Below are 16210 nucleotides of genomic sequence, written 5' to 3'. Positions count from 1 at the left end.
GGCGGCGGCGTACGCCGTACTGCCCGGGACTGCCTATCGGTGACGACTGTCATCGTGCTCAACTACCGCCCGGGCCAATGGCGGATGCTTTGGTTTGGATGGCTTTGGCGGTGTCGGCGGGGGACTGGCCGGACTTCGCCATCTTCTCGACCTCGGTGTCGAACGCCTTCGCGATCTGCTCCCAGTTCACGATCGCCGGCGGCGCCTTGGCGTCCTCCAACTGCTTGCCGAACACCGGCAGCAGCGGGTCGGACGCGATACTCGGGTCCTCCCACGCACTCTTCACCGCAGGCAGGTCGGACGACATCTTGAACCACGACGCCTGCGTCTTCGCGTCGGACAGGAACTTGACCAGCTTCCAGGCGCTGTCCTTGTTCTTCGACGACTTGAACACCACGAAGTCCGACCCACCGACGAACGACGTCGAGGTCTTGTTCTTCGGGATCTGGAACACCCCGATGTTCGGCTTGATCTTGTCCCCGCCGACCTTCGCCACCGAGCCGGCCATCCACGGACCGGAGATGAACATCGGCACCTGACCGTTCACGAACTGCGCCTCGGTCTGGTTCGGCGGCAGGTCGGTACCGGCCAGCTTCTCGGTGAAGAAGCTCTGGTAGTACTTCAGCCCCTCCTGCATCTCCGGCGTGTCGAACGTGAACGACTTCTGGTCGTCCCCGGTGATGTTCGCGCCGGCCGACCAGGCGAACGGCATCACGGTCTGCCAGGACCCGTCGCCGCCCGGCTGCAGGTTGATCCCGTACTTGGCGCCGGCCTTCTCCTTCATCGCCTTGGCCATCGCCTTCAGCCCGTCCCAGTCCGTCGGGGGAGTACTGAAGCCGGCCTTCGCGGCGAGATCCTTCCGGTAGAACACGAGCCGCGTCTCGACGTACCACGGAACGCCGTACTGCGTCCCGCCGACCTTCGTGGTGTCAAGCGCGCCCGGGTAGAAGCCGGAGTTGTCGAAGCCCTGCGGCGTCGGGTCGAGCGCTCCGAGGTCGGCGAACTCGCCCATCCAGGTGGTGCCGACCATCGCGGCGTCCGGTGGCGTGTTGGCGGCGATCGCGGTGGTGAACTTGTCGTGCGCCGCGTCCCACGGGATCGGGGTGACGGTCACGTTGACGCCCGGGTTGGCCTGTTTGAACTGCTCCATCAGCTTGGGCAGGTTCTCGCCCTCGGTGCCCATCGCCCAGACGGTCAGGTTGCCGGTCGCCGGTCCCTCGCTGACGGTGGTGGTCGGTTGGGACCCGCCGCTCGGCGTGTCCGCGGACCGTCCACACCCGGCCAGTGCGAGCGCCGTCGCGGTCAGTGCAGCGCTGCCGATCACCAGCCGGCGGCGGATGCTGTGGGTGAACATGTGTTGTCTCCTCACGTATTACTGCGGAGTTACTGCTGTGCATCCCCCGGCCTCGTGCCGCAGCTGTCCCGCAGCACCAGTTCTGTTGCCAGTACGTCGTTGCGCGCCCGGGTCCGAATCCCGGTCACCCGCCCGTGCAGCCGTTCAGCGGCAACCCGTCCCAACTCGGCCATCGGCTGCCGCACAGTCGTCAACCCCGGCGACACATACCGAGCCGCCATCACGTCGTCCCACCCGGTAACGACAATCTCCCCGGGTACGCCGATCCCGTTGGTGGCCAACGTCGTCAGCGCAGCAAGCGCAAGCTCGTCGTTCGCACACACCAGCCCGTCCGGCCGCTTGTTCGGTGCGTTGGTGGTTGCCTGGAGCATCTTCTCGGCGACTGTCCGGCCAGCCTCTTCGGTCAGCGGGACGCGGATCGGCTTGGGTACCTGCAGCCCGCGAAGCTCATGCGCCTTCGCAAACCCGGCGTACCGCTCGGAAACGTCGTACGAGCTGGCCGGGTCACCAACGAACAGAAGACTCTCGCGCCCGTGGTCGAGCAGTCTGGTGGTGAGCTGTTCAGCACTCGCCGCACTCTCGCTCCGCACCGAGTCGCAGCCGGTGACAGGCGGATGCGCGATCAGCACGACCGGTACGCCGGCCTTCCGCAGCCCCTGCACCGTCGGCAGATCGAGCGCGTTGCCGTGGACAACGATCCCGTCGACCCGCCCGGCCAGATCCATCACGGTGCGCCGCGGATCCGGGTTGCCGTGCGTGACGGTGATGACGACGCTCTGACCGTGTTCGCCGGCCCAGCGCTCGTACCCCATCAGCAGGTCGCCGTAGAACGGACCGGCGAGATCCGGCAGTACCAGCCCGTGCGCCTCGTGCCGCTGTACGGCGAGACTCCGCGCGGCCCGCAGCGGTACGTAGTTGAGCTCCTGCGCCGCCTGGTCCACCCGCGCCCGCGCCTTCGCCGACACCGGCCCGGTCCCTTGCAGGACACGCGAAACCGTCGCGATCGACAGCTTCGCGCGGGCCGCGACGTCGTAGATCGTCGCCGGCCGGCCGGTGGGTCCGGAAGGCACTGGGTTCGCTCCTCGGGGGAAAAGTGGAAGCGCTTACAGTTTCGTTACCTTGCCTTGGATCGTTCCAGCGGTCAAGGGGTGGGGCTTGGTGGATCTGTCGTCTGCGAGGATGCACGCGTGACGACACAGGAGCGGAAGGACCGGGTCTTCCTGGTCCGGCACGGGGAAACCGAGTGGAGCAAGTCGGGTCGGCACACGTCCGTCACCGACCTCCCGCTGACACCCGAGGGCGAACGAGTCGCCGCGAGTTTGCGGGAACGGCTGGCGGGGGAGTCCTTCGACCTGGTGCTGACATCACCGCGGCAGCGCGCCCGGCGTACGGCGGAACTCGCGGGCTTCCCCGACGCGGAGGTCGACGACGACCTGGTCGAGTGGAACTACGGCGACTACGAGGGCATCACCACCGCCGAGATCCGCAAGACCGTCCCCGGCTGGACAGTCTGGGACGACCCGGTACCCCACGGCGAAACCCCCGCCGAGGTCGCCACCCGCCTGGACCGCGTCAACACCCGCCTGGCCGCCGTACCCGGAGACGTCCTCGTCTTCGGCCACTCCCACGCCCTCCGCGGCCTCACCGCCCGCTGGCTAGAACTAGACGTCACCGAAGGCCGCCACTTCGTCCTCAACACCGCCACCCTCTCCACCCTCGGCTGGGAACGAGGCTCCCCAGCCGTGCTGCGCTGGAACAGCTAGCTCGCTTTCCGGAACATTTCTTGCGCTAGCTGGCAGAAATGTTCCGGAAAGCTGTGACGGCGCACGTGGGTGAGCAGGCGGTGGCGTCGAGGAACGGGTTCGTACGACGGAGTACCTGGAGAACCTGTACGGCGGCGTCGCACGCGCGATTCGTGACGTCGAACCACCCGTAGCGCAGCGTCGCCTCGGTCCGCAGCGTGGCGCGATTGTCCCGGTCGAGATCACGCCACCGCTGCTGCGGCACGAGATGGAGCCGGCCGTCGAGTTCCACGTTCAGACTGAACCCGGTGTAGTGCACGTCCGTGAACTCGCCGTCCACAGAGCGCTGCCGTTGCCCGCGTGGCAGCCCGTGGCGGCGCTCGACGTTCCGTGCGTAGCGGATCTCCAGCAAGGAGTGCGATCCCGCGACGACATCGGCGACGATCGGCCGGAGGCTCCCGCGATGTCGCAGTCGCGGACGATCCGCCAGCGAACTCAGGATGTCCTGCGCTCCGACGCGGCCGCTCTGACACGCCTCGGCGATCACCGCGGCCGCCTCGTCCAGCGACGGTGCGATGCTCACGATGTCGAGGACCGCGTCCGCAGGCGTACGGCGCGGTGGGGCGATCGCGGCGAGACGGGCGGCCCAGTGCTCGTCGCGATGGATGACGAGACCTGCGCGGGGTTGGACCTTGCGGCGCTCCGGGATGGTCACGAAGACGCGGCGCTCCGGATCCGGCTTGATCAGCCCGAGCTGCTCCGCGGCGGTGTAATGACTCCACGCTGCCTCAGGTCCGGCGTACAGCAGGGCCGCCAGCAAGCGCTCGGCGTACCCGATCGGGCCTGTGTGCGTGACGTATACGCCGGGGTGAACTGCTCGCCAGCGCCTATTGCGCAGTCGTCTTCTGATGCGCGGTTCGGACCAGCCTGCGGCGAGTAGTTGGGCGCGCGACACGATCTGGCCCTGGTCGTGGATCAGCGCATCGATCCCCTTCTCGCGCAGTTGACGCGACCACCACCACTCCACGCGGTTCAGGATGACGGATTCGGCGCGTGCCCGCCGTACTCCCTGTGGACAACCGGGGCGACCGCTGCTTTCCGGAACTTATGTTGCGCTGGGTGGCGAATTCTTTCCGGAAAGGCGGGCTAGGAGGAGCTCGACCCGGGTGTCACCTTGGCCGGGGCGGAGGCGGCGGGCGTGGGCGAGGGTGGCTTGGCCGTGGAGGGCGCTCCAGAGGACTTCGGTGAGGGTTTCGGGGTCGTCGCCGGCGGCGAAGGGTTCGATCGCGGCCTGGAACTCGGCGAAGGCGGTCTTCAGGAGTAGCGGGCTGTCACTGCTAGCGAATTCCAGGTCGGTCGGGCGGACGAAGATCGCCTCGTACACGGCCGGGTGGGTGGACGCGTACTCGAGGTAGGCCTTCGCCAGTGCGTTGAGTCCGGCCGCGGGATCCGGTGCGCTCGTGCGGGCGTCGCGCAGTACGGCGATCAGCTCCTCGATGCCCTGGATGGCGACGGCGTCGGCGATCGCGTTCATGTTCTCGAAGTGTCCGTAAAGGACCGGCTGGCTGTAGTCGATGGCCTCGGCCAGGCGGCGGGTGGTGACGGCCCCCCAGCCGATCGACTCGGCGAGCTCGCGGGCGGTGCGCAGGATCAGCTCGTGACGCTCGGCGCGGGCCCGTTCACGGCGTGACTGAGTCGGCATACCCCGAACCCTAGCACTGCTAGACAATCTAGCGACGATAGATCTAGCACCGCTAGACAATCTAGCAATGACAGGGTTAGCATCGCTAGGAAAACTAGCGCTGCTAGATTCTGCCGATGCTGTTGAGGAGTTCCGCGATGTTGAGGAGTACTGCGATGCGCCGCTTTACCACCGTTCTGACTGTCCTGCTCGGTGTTTTCCCGCTGACGTTCGGCACCCAGTTCCTGTTCAACGGGCTGTTCGACGGGCATGGGGCCGCCGCCAATTTCGGGATCGACCCATGGCCGACCGGCACCGCCGCCGGGTACTTCGCAGTGAAGGGCGTCCGCGACATCGCGCTCGGGCTCAGCATCCTGGCCCTGTTCGCGCTACGCCAGCGACGGGCGACGGGCGTCGTACTGGCGATCACCACGCTCGTCCCGATCATCGACATGATCACCGTCTTCACCCACGACGGCCCCGCGGCCACCGCACTCGGGGTTCACGGGCTCACAGCACTCGTCGTCCTCTTCGACGCGATCCTTCTCCTCCGCGAACGCCCCACCACCACCCCCGCCCAGACCGGCGAGACCGTTCAGCCGGCCCACTCGTAGAGGTCGATGGTGCAGTATTCGCGGAAGCCGAGGGACTCGTAGACGGGGCGGCCGGCGGAGGAGGATTCCAGTACGGCGTACTCCGTGCTTGCTGCACGAAGTACGCCGTACGTGATTGCTGCCCCGATCCCGCGTCGGCGCGCTTCCGGGACTGTCATCACGAAGTACAGTCCGGCGACGCCCGCCCCGAGGTACACCGTGGCAGTCGCGACCGGGGCGCCGTCCAGCCACCCGACGTAGTGCTGCCACGGGTCGTCGTACCCGAGCTTCCGGTAGACCGACGCGACCCACCGCGCCTCAGGCTCGCCCTCGCCGAACCCCTGCCCGAGCGTCGCCTCCCACACCGCCAACGCGTCGTCGTCCCGCACCCGCGTCAACGACAGCCCCGGTACGGCGCGGGGCGCGATCAGCTCCGAGATCCGCACCGCCATCCCCGGCTCGCTCCCGGCCGCGACGAATCCGGCCGCGGTCAAGGTTGCGCCGTCGATCTGCATGGACGGCCCGACATGCCAGTTCCCTGGTACGCCGTGCTTCTTCAACTCCGCCAGGGATTCAGCAGCCACCTCGACCGAAGACGCCCGTACCACCGCGTTGTGATAGTCGATCGGCGAACCACCGATCGTCCACTCCGCCCGATCGTCCGAACGCTGCGACCCACCGCCTGCAGCCCCCATCGCCATCAGCAACTCGGCGGAGTTCTCCTCGATCGCCCGCACCACATCAGCGTCGTCCACCCGCTAAGTGTTGCTGAAGAGGGTGTGGTGCGTCTCGACCATTTCGCGGAAGGTTCTGACTGGGCGGCCAAGCACCTGTTCGACGTCGTTCGTCAGCGTCCACTCGCCGCCGCTCCGGATCAGGGCCGCCCCCGCGGCCTACGCCACCGGCCGCGTCCCCTTAGCCGGGCAGTGCGTTCCACTGCTCCAACGTGGAAACGAGCAGCGTCGTGGTCGGAAGCGCCGTGAACTCGGAGCGGGTCACGAAGCGTGCGTCCGTCGCGTCGTCACCCGCGGTGAGCGTGCCGCCGACGGCCGTTGCCGCGTAGTCGCGGATCACGTACAGCTGTCCGCGCGGACCGGTCCGTTCGACCTCGCCCACGAGATCCCCGACCTCCACGGTCAGCCCGGTTTCCTCCGCGACCTCCCGCGCAACCGCGGTCGGATCGTCCTCACCGGACTCGACCCGGCCGCCAGGAATCGACCAGAGTCCCCGGCCGGGCTCGTGCGCTCTCCGTACGACGAGCAACCGGTGCTGCTCGTCGTACACCAGGGCACCTACGCAGTCGACGCGCTCCATGCACCCCGAGGATAGGGCGTCTGTGCACAAGTTCCAGGTCTAGTCGGTGAACGCGGATAGCATCAGCCGTGACAGTCCATCAGAGAGGACACGGCCAGCTCGTGCGCATCGACTTGCACACCCACTCGAACCGTTCGGACGGCACCGACCCGGTGGACGTCCTGATGAGGCACGCGCAGCAGGCCGGGCTCGATGTGATCGCGCTCACCGACCACGACACCGCCGACGGCTGGGTGGACGGCCGGCGGGCCGCCGAGGAGCTCGGGATCGGGTTCATTCCGGGGCTGGAGATCTCCTGCAAGCTCAACGGGATCAGCGTTCACTTGCTCGGTTACCTCCCCGATCCGACGTACGCTCCGCTCGCCAAGGACCTGCAGGTGGTTCGCGAGGGCCGTACTGACCGGATTCCGACGATCGTGGCCCGGCTGAACAGCATCGGCGTACCGCTCACCGTCGACGAGGTGCTGGCCCAGGCGACGGGTACGCCGTCGGTCGGCCGGCCGCACGTCGCGGACGCGCTCGTCGCGAACGGGACGGTCGCCAACCGCAGTGAGGCGTTCGACCGGTTCCTAGCCGACGGCCGCGCCGGCCACGTTCCGCACTACGCGCTCGAGCCGGGCCACGCGATCGACCTGGTGCGTGAGGCCGGCGGCGTGCCGGTGATCGCGCACCCGTGGGGACGGTCGAGCTACAAGGTGATGACCGAGGAGAACCTGGCCGGTCTGGTCGCGGACCACGGCCTGGCCGGTATCGAGGTCGACCACCAGGACCACTCGCCGGAGTCGCGGGAAGCGCTGCGCGCCATCGCCCAGAACCTCGGCATCATCTACACCGGTTCCAGCGACCACCACGGCGCCGGCAAGATCGACCACGACCTCGGCGTGAACTCGACCGAGCCCGATCAGCTCGAACGTCTGCTGGACGTCGCCAAGACCAACGCCGCCGCCTCCGACTGCACTGTTCCCGAGGCCTACCTGCCGTGAACAGCGTCATCAACCTCGGCCTGTTCAGCTCGGTCTTCGTCACGCTGTTCGTGATCATGGACCCGCCGGGCACTGTGCCGTTGTTCATCTCACTGACCGCCGGCCAGTCCCGCGCCGTTCGGAAGAAGGCGGCGTGGCAGGCCGTGCTTGTCGCGTTCGGCGTGATCGTGGTGTTCGCGGCGTTCGGGCAACAGATCCTGCACCGCCTCGGCATCACGCTCCCGGCGCTGCAGTGCGCCGGCGGTCTGCTGCTCCTGCTGATTGCGCTGCAGTTGCTGACCGACACCGCCGAGGACCCGGTGCAGACCAAGAACGTGAACATCGCGTTCGTTCCGCTCGGTACGCCGTTGCTCGCCGGGCCGGGTGCCATCGTCGCCACGATGGTGTTCGTGCAGCGGGCGAACGGGTCGCTGCCGGACGTCGTCGCGATCTCGGTCGGCATCATCGCGATCCATCTGGTGATGTGGCTGACGCTCCGGTTCTCCGGAATCATCATGCGGATCCTCGGGGAGAACGGCGTACTGCTCGTCACCCGGATCGCCGGTCTGCTGCTGAGCGCCATCGCCGTACAGCTCGTGGCCGACGCCGTGACCGACTTCATCAAGGCGGGGTGACGTGCTTCCCGGTATGCCGAAGCGGTTGTTCGTCGCGACGCCGACGAAGCTGCTGACGTTCGCGGACTGCAAGCGGAAGTACCGGTACACGTACCTCGAGACGCCGCGGCCGCCCAAGGGACCGCCGTGGGCGCACAACACGGTCGGCGCGATCGTCCACGAGGTGCTCGCCGACTTCTTCGGGCGCTGGCCCGCATCCCGCCGTACGCCGGACGAGGTCGTCGCGAAGATGCGGTCGAGCTGGCGTAGCGAGGGGTTCCGCGACGAGCAACAGTCCTTGGACTGGCGGGACCGGTCGACCGAGATGGTGCTCGGGTACCTGCGGGATTCCGATCCGTACTACGAACCTCGCGGAGTGGAGCGCACCGTGGCGTTCACCACGGCGCGGGCCTCGCTGCGCGGACGGGTGGACCGGATCGACGAGCGACCGGCGCGCGACGGCAGCGGTGGGACTGAGCTGGCGATCGTCGACTACAAGACCGGTCGGCGGCCGTTGACGTCTGTCGACGCACGGTCGTCGCTGGCGATGGCTCTCTATGTGCTTGGTGCGCGCCGCGTCCTGCACAAGCCGTGCACGCGCGTCGAGCTCCACCACCTGCCGACCAACACCGTCGCGGCCGCGGACCACGACGAGGACTCGCTCGGACGGCACCAGAAACGCGCCGAGTCGATGGCCGACGACGCAGCCGCCGCCGAAGCACGCTGGGCCGAGGGCCTCACCCCGGCCGAGGCCGACGAGGCCTTCCCGCCCGAACCCTCCGCCCTCTGCGGCTGGTGCGACTTCGCCAAAATCTGCCCCCAAGGCCGCCGCGAAGCCCCCACCCGCGACCCCTGGGCCGGCCTGGACGAGCCGTCAACGATCCCGCTGGAAGAGACCGGCTGACCCTGCACGGCAGCTCGACAGTACGTATACGCCCACTGCCCGGTCTGCAGGCGGGTGCGCACGCCTGACGGACGGGTCGATCGGCGGACACCTCCTGTCGAGCTGCCGCCGTGCCAGCGCCGTGTGCGCGGGGTGCCAGCGCTGGGGTGGAGCCTGAGGGGGAATGAAAGGGGCTCGCTGATGGGTGCGAAGACTGTGAACAAGTTGGCGGTGCCGGGGGCAACGCTGCACTACGAGGTCGCCGGCTCGGGGCCGGTGCTGTTGCTGATCGCGGGTGGTGGGACCGACGCCGGTGTGTTCTCCGGGATGGTCGGGCAGCTCGCCGCCGAGTACACGGTCGTGACGTACGACCCGCGGGGCAACTCGCGCAGCGGGTACGTCGGTGACGCGACGGACGAGACCCTCGTGCAGGCGGCCGCGGACGCGCTGGCCCTGATCGATGCGGTCGCCGGCAGCGAACCGGCGTACGTCTTCGGCAGCAGTTCCGGCGCGATCACCGGCCTCGAGCTGATCACCCGGCACCCCGATCGAGTGCGGATGCTGGTCGCGCACGAGCCGCCGTGCACCGAGGTGCTGCCGGGCTCCGACGCGGACGACGCGCGGGCGTTCTTCGCCGACGTGTACGACACTTACCGCACGGACGGGCTGACCGCGGCCGACGTGGTGTTCATGATGGGCACCGGCATGGACGACGACGCGATGCCGCCGATAGAGGATCTGCTGCCGGAGTACCGGGAGCTCGCGGAGCGGATGCAGGCGAACGCGGCCAACTTCTACGAGCACAAGTTGTTGCCGTTCACCCGGTACGAGCCGGATCTGGACGCGTTGAAGCGGGTGGCCGATCGCGTCGTCCCGGCGGCCGGACTGGAGTCGTACATGCACCTTCCGGGGCGGCCGATCGAGGTCATCGCGGACCATCTCGGCTGGCCGGTGGTGATGTTCCCGGGCGGGCACGGCGGGTACGCCAGCCACCCGGCGCCGTTCGCCACCCACCTCGCTCATCTCCTGAAGAGCGACACCCTGTAGGTTCCTGTACCTTCCGGGCACCGGTCCGGGCGTGGGTCTGAGGGGTCCCACGTCCGGACCGGTTATTTGTGTTGACGCATTCCCACGGTCCGGCGTAGCGTCCCTCTTCTGCCTTTGACAATCGGCGTGGTTCAGCCATGCCGTCACAGTGGTGTCCGAACCCCCGGGTCTTTCCAGATTCGGGTCGGTTCTGCGTGCCGCTGTGGCTCTCGGACATCACCTGTTACGAGAGGAGGTTGCAGGTGGGGGTCTACTGGGCGATCGCCGTACGGTCGTTCCGGCGGTTCTCGACGTACCGGGTCGCGACCGCGTCCGGCGCGTTCACGAACTCGGTCTTCGGGTTCATCATGTGCGGCATCTACCTGACGCTGTGGCACGAGCGCCCCGGACTCGGCGGGTACGACGTCTCGGACGCGCTCACGTTCGTGTGGTTGCAGCAGGGGCTGCTGATGCCGGTTGGGATCTGGGGCGCGACGACGACGGGTGAGCTGGGGGAACGGGTCCGCAGCGGTGAGATCGCGGTCGACCTGTACCGGCCGACGCATCTGCTGCTCTGGTGGCTGTCCGTCGACCTCGGCCGGGCGATGTTCCAGTTGCTGGTGCGCGGCGGGGCGCCGTTGCTCGTCGGCGCGCTGGTGTTCGACCTCAAGTTCCCTTCAACACCGCTGGCCTGGCTTGCGGTCGCGGCCGGGGTGTTCCTGGCGATCCTCGTCAGCTTCGGGATCCGCTACCTGGTCGCGCTGTCCGGGTTCTGGATCACCGACACGCGGGGCATGGAGCAGTTGGCGCTGGTGCTGTCGACCTTCTTCTCCGGGATGATCCTGCCGCTGGTGGTGTTCCCGGGTGCGATCGGAGACATCGCCCGGGCGACACCGTGGGCGGCGACCATGCAGGTGCCGATCGACATCTGGCTCGGCCGGAACCCGGGCGGGACCGGTTCGGCGCTCCTGTTCCAGCTGGGCTGGATCGTGGTACTCCTCCTCGGCGCGCAACTCGTCACGTCGGTGGCGACCCGGAAGGTGGTGATCCAGGGTGGTTGAGCGCGTGCTCCGAGCGCCGTCGCAGTACTGGATGCTGATCATGATGTGGATCCGGTCCTCGATGGCGTACCCGGCGTCGTTCGTACTGATGCTGTTCAGCTCGATGGTGCTGACGGTGATGGACTTCGTCGCGATCGTGCTGATGTTCAGCCACATCTCGTCGTTCGGCGGGTTCTCGCTGGCGGAGATGGCGTTGCTCTACGCAACGGCCTCGATGACGCTCGGGCTCGCGGACCTGTTCACCGGTTCGATCGAGCGGGTCGGGGAACGGGTCCGCACCGGGACGTTCGACGCCTACCTGATCCGGCCGGTGCCCGCGTTCCTGCAGGCCGCGGCGGATGGGTTCGCGCTCCGGCGGATCGGGCGGCCGCTGCAGGCCGGGATCGTTCTGGTGATCGCGCTCACCCGGCTCGACGTCGACTGGACCGTTGCCCGGGGCATCATGCTGGTGGTGTCGATGGTCGCCGGCTCGGTGATCTTCGCTGCGATCTTCGTGCTCGGCGCCGCGTTCCAGTTCGTGTCGGTGGACTCGGCCGAGCTGGCGAACTCGTTCACGTACGGCGGGCAGGCGATGACGCAGTACCCGCTGGTGGTCTTCGGTCAGCAGATCGTGCGGGCCGTCACGTTCGTCGTACCGATTGCCTTCGTCAACTACTACCCGGTGCTCTACATCCTGGGGAAGCCGGCCCCGCTCGGGTTGCCGTCCTGGATCGGGCTGCTGTCGCCGCTGGTCGCGGCGGTGATGGTCGCGCTGGCTTCGCTGGCGTGGCGGGCCGGCCTTCGTCGCTATCGCAGTACAGGGAGTTGAGGTCGTGCCTGTTATCGAATTGGCGGACGTTTCGCGTGCCTTCACCGTCACGTCGCGGTCCGGATGGCGCCGTACCCGGCGGGAAGTGCGGGCGGTCGACGGTATGACATTCAGCGTCGAACCGGGGGAGGTGATGGGGTACATCGGGCCGAACGGGGCCGGGAAGTCCACCACGATCAAGATGCTCACCGGGATCCTGGTGCCGTCCGGCGGCTCGATCCGCGTGGCCGGGGTGGATCCGTCGCGGCACCGGATGAAGCTCGCTCGCCGCATCGGCGTCGTCTTCGGCCAGCGAACCACTCTGTGGTGGGACCTGCCGTTGAAGGACTCCTTCGCGGTCCTGCAGAAGATGTACGGCGTACCGCTCGCACGTCATCGGTCGAACCTGGCCATCTTCGTGGAGTTGCTCGACCTGAAGGACCTGCTGGACGTGCCGGTGCGGCAACTGTCGCTGGGGCAGCGGATGCGCGGCGACATCGCGGCCGCGCTGCTGCACGATCCCGAGATCGTCTACTTGGACGAGCCAACGATCGGGCTGGACGTGATCAGCAAGGCGCGGCTCCGCGAGTTCCTGGCGCAGGTCAACGCGGAACGCCGTACGACGATCATCCTCACCACCCACGACCTCGACGACATCGAGGCGCTCTGCACCCGGGTGATGGTCATCGACCACGGCCACCAGATCTTCGACGGCACGCTGGACGGGCTGAAGTCGAGCCAGTCCGCACCGCGCACACTCGTCGTCGACCTGGCCGCCTCCCTACCGCCGATCGAGGTCACCGGAGCGACAGTTGTGAAGGTCGACGGGCCCCGGCAGCACCTCACCTTCCCAACCAGCACCAGCGCGGCGCCGCTGCTGGCAGAGATCGCCGCCAGCTACCCCCTCGTAGACCTATCAGTCTCCGAACCCACCATCGAATCTGTGATCACCCAGCTCTATAACTCTGCGTAGGCGGGTTAGCGGGCGAGGCCGCCGGGGCGGGTTCTTGTGGGGGTTGCCCGTTCGGTGGTTGTGGCGGCGATGGGCTGGGTGGCGGTTCGGGACGGGGCGAGGCGGAGTTGTTCGTGCATCACCCGGTTGAAACCTTCCTGGCCGCGCACCATCCCGTCCAGATCGATTGCCTGCGGCAACACCGGCGCCGCGTCGAACACCCGGGTGTGCGCCGCCACCAGGAACGTGCGCATGATCGAGTCGCTCCCGCGCATCATCTCCGGCCCCTGGATCAAGCAGTAAGCGGCATCAGTGAACTTCTGCCGCAGCTCGGGGTCCTGCGGGTCCAGCCGTTCCGTGTCGGCACGCTGCGTCTCCAGGTCAGCCAGGATCTCGAACGATGCCCGCCGCAACTGCTCCCGATCTTCGAACCTCGCAGTCCCGGTAATGACCAGGCCGGGATGGAACTCCTGGTCGAGAAGGTTACCCCTGATCGTCCGCCCATCAGGCAGGTTCACCGGGTTGTGCAGGTTCAAGCTGTTCTTCAACCGATCCTTCGCAACCTGCTCCAGATCGGTGAGCAGAACGAAGGCGGGCGACCCGGGCTCACGCCCGGCCGCCCACGGTGTGAGCTTGTAGTCCATCCATTCGTCGGCCGGAATCGGGGTCCGGAAGGCCTCGACCTCGCTGTTCGGCCGGGTCCACTGCCCTTGGACGGCCACCTGGTACCGCCACTCGGTCACGTGCCGGTACGCGGTCTCGAACGCCGCCGCGCGCTCGTCGAAGCTGCCGGCCTTCGCGAGCTGTTCGTCCAGCAACTCCAGCGCCGCGTTCGCCTCAGCGGCCTGCACCTGCGCGAATCCGCCGAGCTGATCCCACATCGCCGGATTGTTGGTCGTCTTCACAATATCCGGCGTAGGAAAACTCTGCGCCGTGATCCGCTCAGCACCCATACCCGGTGACGCTATCAGCGGGCGATTCCACCGGTCCGGCGTACGCCGCGGTCACGCGGAGCCCGATCGGCCCCGGTCGCCGCCAGCCCTGATTCGTCTGCCGACGGGAGCACTCGGAGCTGGTCGCGCATCACCTGGCTGAAGGCATCCTGCCCACGGACCATCCCGTCCAGATCGATGGCATGCGGCAGCACCGGAGCCCGATCGAAGACCCGGGCGTGCGCGGCGACCAGAAACGTGCGCATGATCGCATCACTCCCGCGCCGGAATTCCGGCCCCTGCACCAAGAAGTACGCCGCATCCACGAACGCCTGCCGTTGCGCGGGATCCCGCACATCCGCCGTACCCGCAGCCCGCAACCCCTCCAACTCGGCCAGCGCCTCGAACGACGCCCTCCGCAGCACCTCCCGATTCGCGTACGTCGCGGTCTGCGTCGCCACGTAGTCCGGGTGCCCCGGAAAGGTAGCGCCTGTCTCCCGGTCCCGCGGCGCCGCCACGAGATGCAATTGGTTCCCGTTCACCGTGGTCCCGTCGCGCAACGTCACGACGTTCTGCACCTGCTGCTCCCGGCCCAGCCGCTTCAGAGCAACGCGCTCCAGCTCGGACAGCAACTTCCACGCAGGCGACCCCGGTTCCCGCCGACCCGAACCTGGCGTCAACCGGTACCGCATGTACCCGCCATCGCCAATCGTCTCCCGAACGTCGTCCGCGCTCGCACCCGGCCGCGTCCACTCGCCTTGCACAGCAACCTGATACCGCCACTCCGCCACATGCCGGTACGCCGCCTCGAACCCCGCAACCCGCTCCGCCGCAGACCCCGCCCCCGCCAACCGCGCCGCCAACACCCCCAACGCCGCATTGGCCTCAACAGCCTGCACCCCCGCAAACCCACCCAACTGATCCCAAACAGCCGGATTGTTCCCCGTCTTAACAACATCAGGCGTAGGAAAACACCAAGCCGAGATCATCTCCACCGCACAAAACTACAGTTCCCAAGGTCCCCCGTACCGAGCACCGGCCGGAGCGCTAGCCGTTGGAGCCGGCCGCCATGGAAAGGACATCGGCGGGCGCAAGTGGCTTCGGATCGGCACGCCACTTGACGAGGGCGTTGGGGTGGTCGATTTCGTTGAGGGTGCCGATTCCCTGCGCGATCAACCGCCTGGCTTCGGCGGGACCGATCTCCTCGTAGGTGAAGCGCCGGACCATGTAGAAGTCATTGCGTAGAGCGTTGTTGTCGTGGAACTTTCCCGTGTTGGCGACGTACGCGTACATCGTCTCGTGTGCGAGCGCCGCCACCCAGACCAGGCGCTCCTCCTCGTCTTTGACCAGGTAGAGCCTCATCGCGCGATCCCGCCGTTTCTCTCGATCCTTGTGGGGTGCGGCGCCTGTGGCGCGCTGCTCGGTGCGGGCTGCCCAGCCGGCATCCGATACTGACTGTAGTTCTTCACCTTGACGCGCTGCCCGCCCAACCGTGTGAGCCCGTCGATGCCTCGGGGTAGTTCAAGGGTCGCCGAGGCCTCACAACACCGTTGCCGTGCCTCCGATCGCTCCTCGGCCGTTGCCGTCGTGCTGCGCTCGATCTCGTACCACGGGGTTGTCAGCTCCTTGACCTTCGCCGAGGCGGCCGAGTGGAACTGGATCTCGACGCGGGGTGAGCCTGGAACCGAGAGATGCGCGTGAAGTCCCTTGTACCGCGAACCTTCGGTATAAGAGTGCATCGCGTAGCGGACCCGCCAGCCGCGATCGTTGAGCGAATCCACAGTCCGCCGGGCGGCGGCGACCACCTCGTCGGACAGGCCGGTCAGCACGGTGTAGCGCAGGAGGTCGTCGATCGCCAGGCGATCGTTGACCTGCTCCCAGTCCGCGATCTTGCGAGCGAGCGACTCCGGCGATTTCACCCTTCGATTCAGCTGGTACGGCGAGGCACCCGGTGGGAGTGAGTCCAGGAACTGGTTGGTGACCGCTGGCTCCACCGCGACAACCCGTCCGATCATCGAGAGGCTCCGCTGCGTCGCGTCGGCGCCGTACTTGTGGGCGATTTCGTCTGCTGAACCCATCTTGTCGCCCCAGATCAGGGGGCGGGTGTTGTTGAGGGCCTCGTGGAGGGATTTTGGGGTGGGTGGGAGGTCTGGGGCGCATGGCATCTGGTTTCCCTGGTCGGGTGGGCTGTTCTTCGACCGTAGGGAAGCTGCGCTGGGCTGTGGGGTGGGAAATTTGGATCTGTGGATAACTCGGGTGGGTTACGGAATGGGTGGGGGTGGTGACCTTGGGGTGGTGGGGTCGTTGAA

Annotated in this window: 19 protein-coding genes; 9 read left to right on the top strand and 10 right to left on the bottom strand. The window is 67.5% G+C overall.

Annotated elements, in window-relative coordinates; all coding sequences use genetic code 11:
- Positions 1-58: 58 nt before the first annotated feature.
- The gene (locus tag ACLJOO_RS01860; RefSeq protein WP_410785000.1) at positions 59-1354 is read right to left on the bottom strand and encodes a sugar ABC transporter substrate-binding protein; all 1296 of its coding nucleotides are present in this window, start codon (positions 1352-1354) and stop codon (positions 59-61) included.
- Positions 1355-1383: 29 nt separating this feature from the next.
- Positions 1384-2424, bottom strand: coding sequence for a LacI family DNA-binding transcriptional regulator (locus ACLJOO_RS01855; RefSeq protein ID WP_410784999.1), 1041 nt, complete (start codon positions 2422-2424; stop codon positions 1384-1386).
- A 117-nt stretch (positions 2425-2541) separates the two neighbouring features.
- On the opposite strand from ACLJOO_RS01855, the gene ACLJOO_RS01850 reads away from it, so the two are divergent.
- Positions 2542-3117, top strand: a complete 576-nt coding sequence (locus ACLJOO_RS01850; protein ID WP_410784998.1) for a histidine phosphatase family protein — start codon at positions 2542-2544, stop codon at positions 3115-3117.
- Positions 3118-3142: 25 nt separating this feature from the next.
- Here ACLJOO_RS01850 and ACLJOO_RS01845 read toward each other — a convergent pair whose 3' ends face one another.
- On the bottom strand, positions 3143-4123 hold the full coding sequence (locus tag ACLJOO_RS01845) for a hypothetical protein (protein ID WP_410784997.1): 981 nt from the start codon (positions 4121-4123) through the stop codon (positions 3143-3145).
- Positions 4124-4201: 78 nt separating this feature from the next.
- Positions 4202-4798: a TetR/AcrR family transcriptional regulator gene (locus tag ACLJOO_RS01840; RefSeq protein ID WP_410784996.1), complete on the bottom strand. Its 597-nt coding sequence runs from the start codon at positions 4796-4798 to the stop codon at positions 4202-4204.
- A gap of 155 nt (positions 4799-4953) precedes the next feature.
- Here ACLJOO_RS01840 and ACLJOO_RS01835 point away from each other — a divergent pair, with 155 nt between their 5' ends.
- Positions 4954-5391, top strand: a complete 438-nt coding sequence (locus tag ACLJOO_RS01835; protein ID WP_410784995.1) for a DUF4267 domain-containing protein — start codon at positions 4954-4956, stop codon at positions 5389-5391.
- On the opposite strand, the gene ACLJOO_RS01830 is transcribed toward ACLJOO_RS01835, so the two are convergent.
- Together ACLJOO_RS01830 and ACLJOO_RS01825 are read right to left on the bottom strand one after the other, a co-directional pair.
- Positions 5373-6125 carry a GNAT family N-acetyltransferase gene (locus ACLJOO_RS01830; protein ID WP_410784994.1) on the bottom strand — a complete coding sequence of 251 codons (753 nt, stop codon included), beginning with the start codon at positions 6123-6125 and terminating at the stop codon, positions 5373-5375. The two genes, ACLJOO_RS01835 and ACLJOO_RS01830, sit on opposite strands and share 19 nt — an antisense overlap.
- A gap of 160 nt (positions 6126-6285) precedes the next feature.
- Complete coding sequence (locus tag ACLJOO_RS01825) at positions 6286-6684, bottom strand: NUDIX hydrolase (protein WP_410784993.1); 399 nt, start codon at positions 6682-6684, stop codon at positions 6286-6288.
- A 101-nt stretch (positions 6685-6785) separates the two neighbouring features.
- Here ACLJOO_RS01825 and ACLJOO_RS01820 point away from each other — a divergent pair, with 101 nt between their 5' ends.
- From ACLJOO_RS01820 to ACLJOO_RS01790, 7 genes are all read left to right on the top strand, one after another.
- Positions 6786-7667 carry a PHP domain-containing protein gene (locus ACLJOO_RS01820; protein WP_410784992.1) on the top strand — a complete coding sequence of 294 codons (882 nt, stop codon included), beginning with the start codon at positions 6786-6788 and terminating at the stop codon, positions 7665-7667.
- Positions 7664-8281 (top strand): MarC family protein, encoded by a 618-nt coding sequence (locus ACLJOO_RS01815; RefSeq protein ID WP_130383984.1) that lies wholly within the window; start codon positions 7664-7666, stop codon positions 8279-8281. Before ACLJOO_RS01820 ends, ACLJOO_RS01815 begins: the two co-directional genes overlap by 4 nt.
- 13 nt (positions 8282-8294) lie before the next feature.
- A complete protein-coding gene (locus ACLJOO_RS01810; RefSeq protein WP_410784991.1) occupies positions 8295-9164 on the top strand; it encodes a RecB family exonuclease in 870 nt (289 codons plus the stop codon).
- Positions 9165-9344: 180 nt separating this feature from the next.
- Positions 9345-10190, top strand: coding sequence for an alpha/beta fold hydrolase (locus tag ACLJOO_RS01805; protein WP_410784990.1), 846 nt, complete (start codon positions 9345-9347; stop codon positions 10188-10190).
- A 242-nt stretch (positions 10191-10432) separates the two neighbouring features.
- Entirely contained in the window at positions 10433-11230 is a 798-nt protein-coding gene (locus ACLJOO_RS01800) for an ABC transporter permease (protein WP_410784989.1), read from the top strand.
- Complete coding sequence (locus ACLJOO_RS01795; protein WP_410784988.1) at positions 11223-12038, top strand: ABC transporter permease; 816 nt, start codon at positions 11223-11225, stop codon at positions 12036-12038. Before ACLJOO_RS01800 ends, ACLJOO_RS01795 begins: the two co-directional genes overlap by 8 nt.
- 4 nt (positions 12039-12042) lie before the next feature.
- Positions 12043-12990 (top strand): ATP-binding cassette domain-containing protein, encoded by a 948-nt coding sequence (locus ACLJOO_RS01790; RefSeq protein ID WP_410784987.1) that lies wholly within the window; start codon positions 12043-12045, stop codon positions 12988-12990.
- A 5-nt stretch (positions 12991-12995) separates the two neighbouring features.
- Here the strand turns inward: ACLJOO_RS01790 and ACLJOO_RS01785 are convergent, their stop codons facing one another.
- The 4 genes from ACLJOO_RS01785 to ACLJOO_RS01770 all read right to left on the bottom strand — a co-directional run bounded on the left by ACLJOO_RS01785 (position 12996) and on the right by ACLJOO_RS01770 (position 15979).
- A complete protein-coding gene (locus ACLJOO_RS01785; RefSeq protein WP_410784986.1) occupies positions 12996-13922 on the bottom strand; it encodes a hypothetical protein in 927 nt (308 codons plus the stop codon).
- 14 nt (positions 13923-13936) lie between these two features.
- A complete protein-coding gene (locus tag ACLJOO_RS01780) occupies positions 13937-14800 on the bottom strand; it encodes a hypothetical protein (RefSeq protein WP_410784985.1) in 864 nt (287 codons plus the stop codon).
- A 148-nt stretch (positions 14801-14948) separates the two neighbouring features.
- Positions 14949-15263, bottom strand: a complete 315-nt coding sequence (locus ACLJOO_RS01775) for a hypothetical protein (protein WP_410784984.1) — start codon at positions 15261-15263, stop codon at positions 14949-14951.
- Positions 15260-15979, bottom strand: a complete 720-nt coding sequence (locus ACLJOO_RS01770; protein ID WP_410784983.1) for a hypothetical protein — start codon at positions 15977-15979, stop codon at positions 15260-15262. The genes ACLJOO_RS01775 and ACLJOO_RS01770 overlap by 4 nt, the downstream gene beginning before the upstream one ends.
- Positions 15980-16210 lie beyond the last annotated feature (231 nt).

The organism is Kribbella sp. C-35 (genome assembly GCF_046549195.1).
Lineage (GTDB): Bacteria > Actinomycetota > Actinomycetes > Propionibacteriales > Kribbellaceae > Kribbella.
Note: the sequence above shows the minus strand (reverse complement) of the source record. Positions and strands in the feature narration are given on the sequence as shown.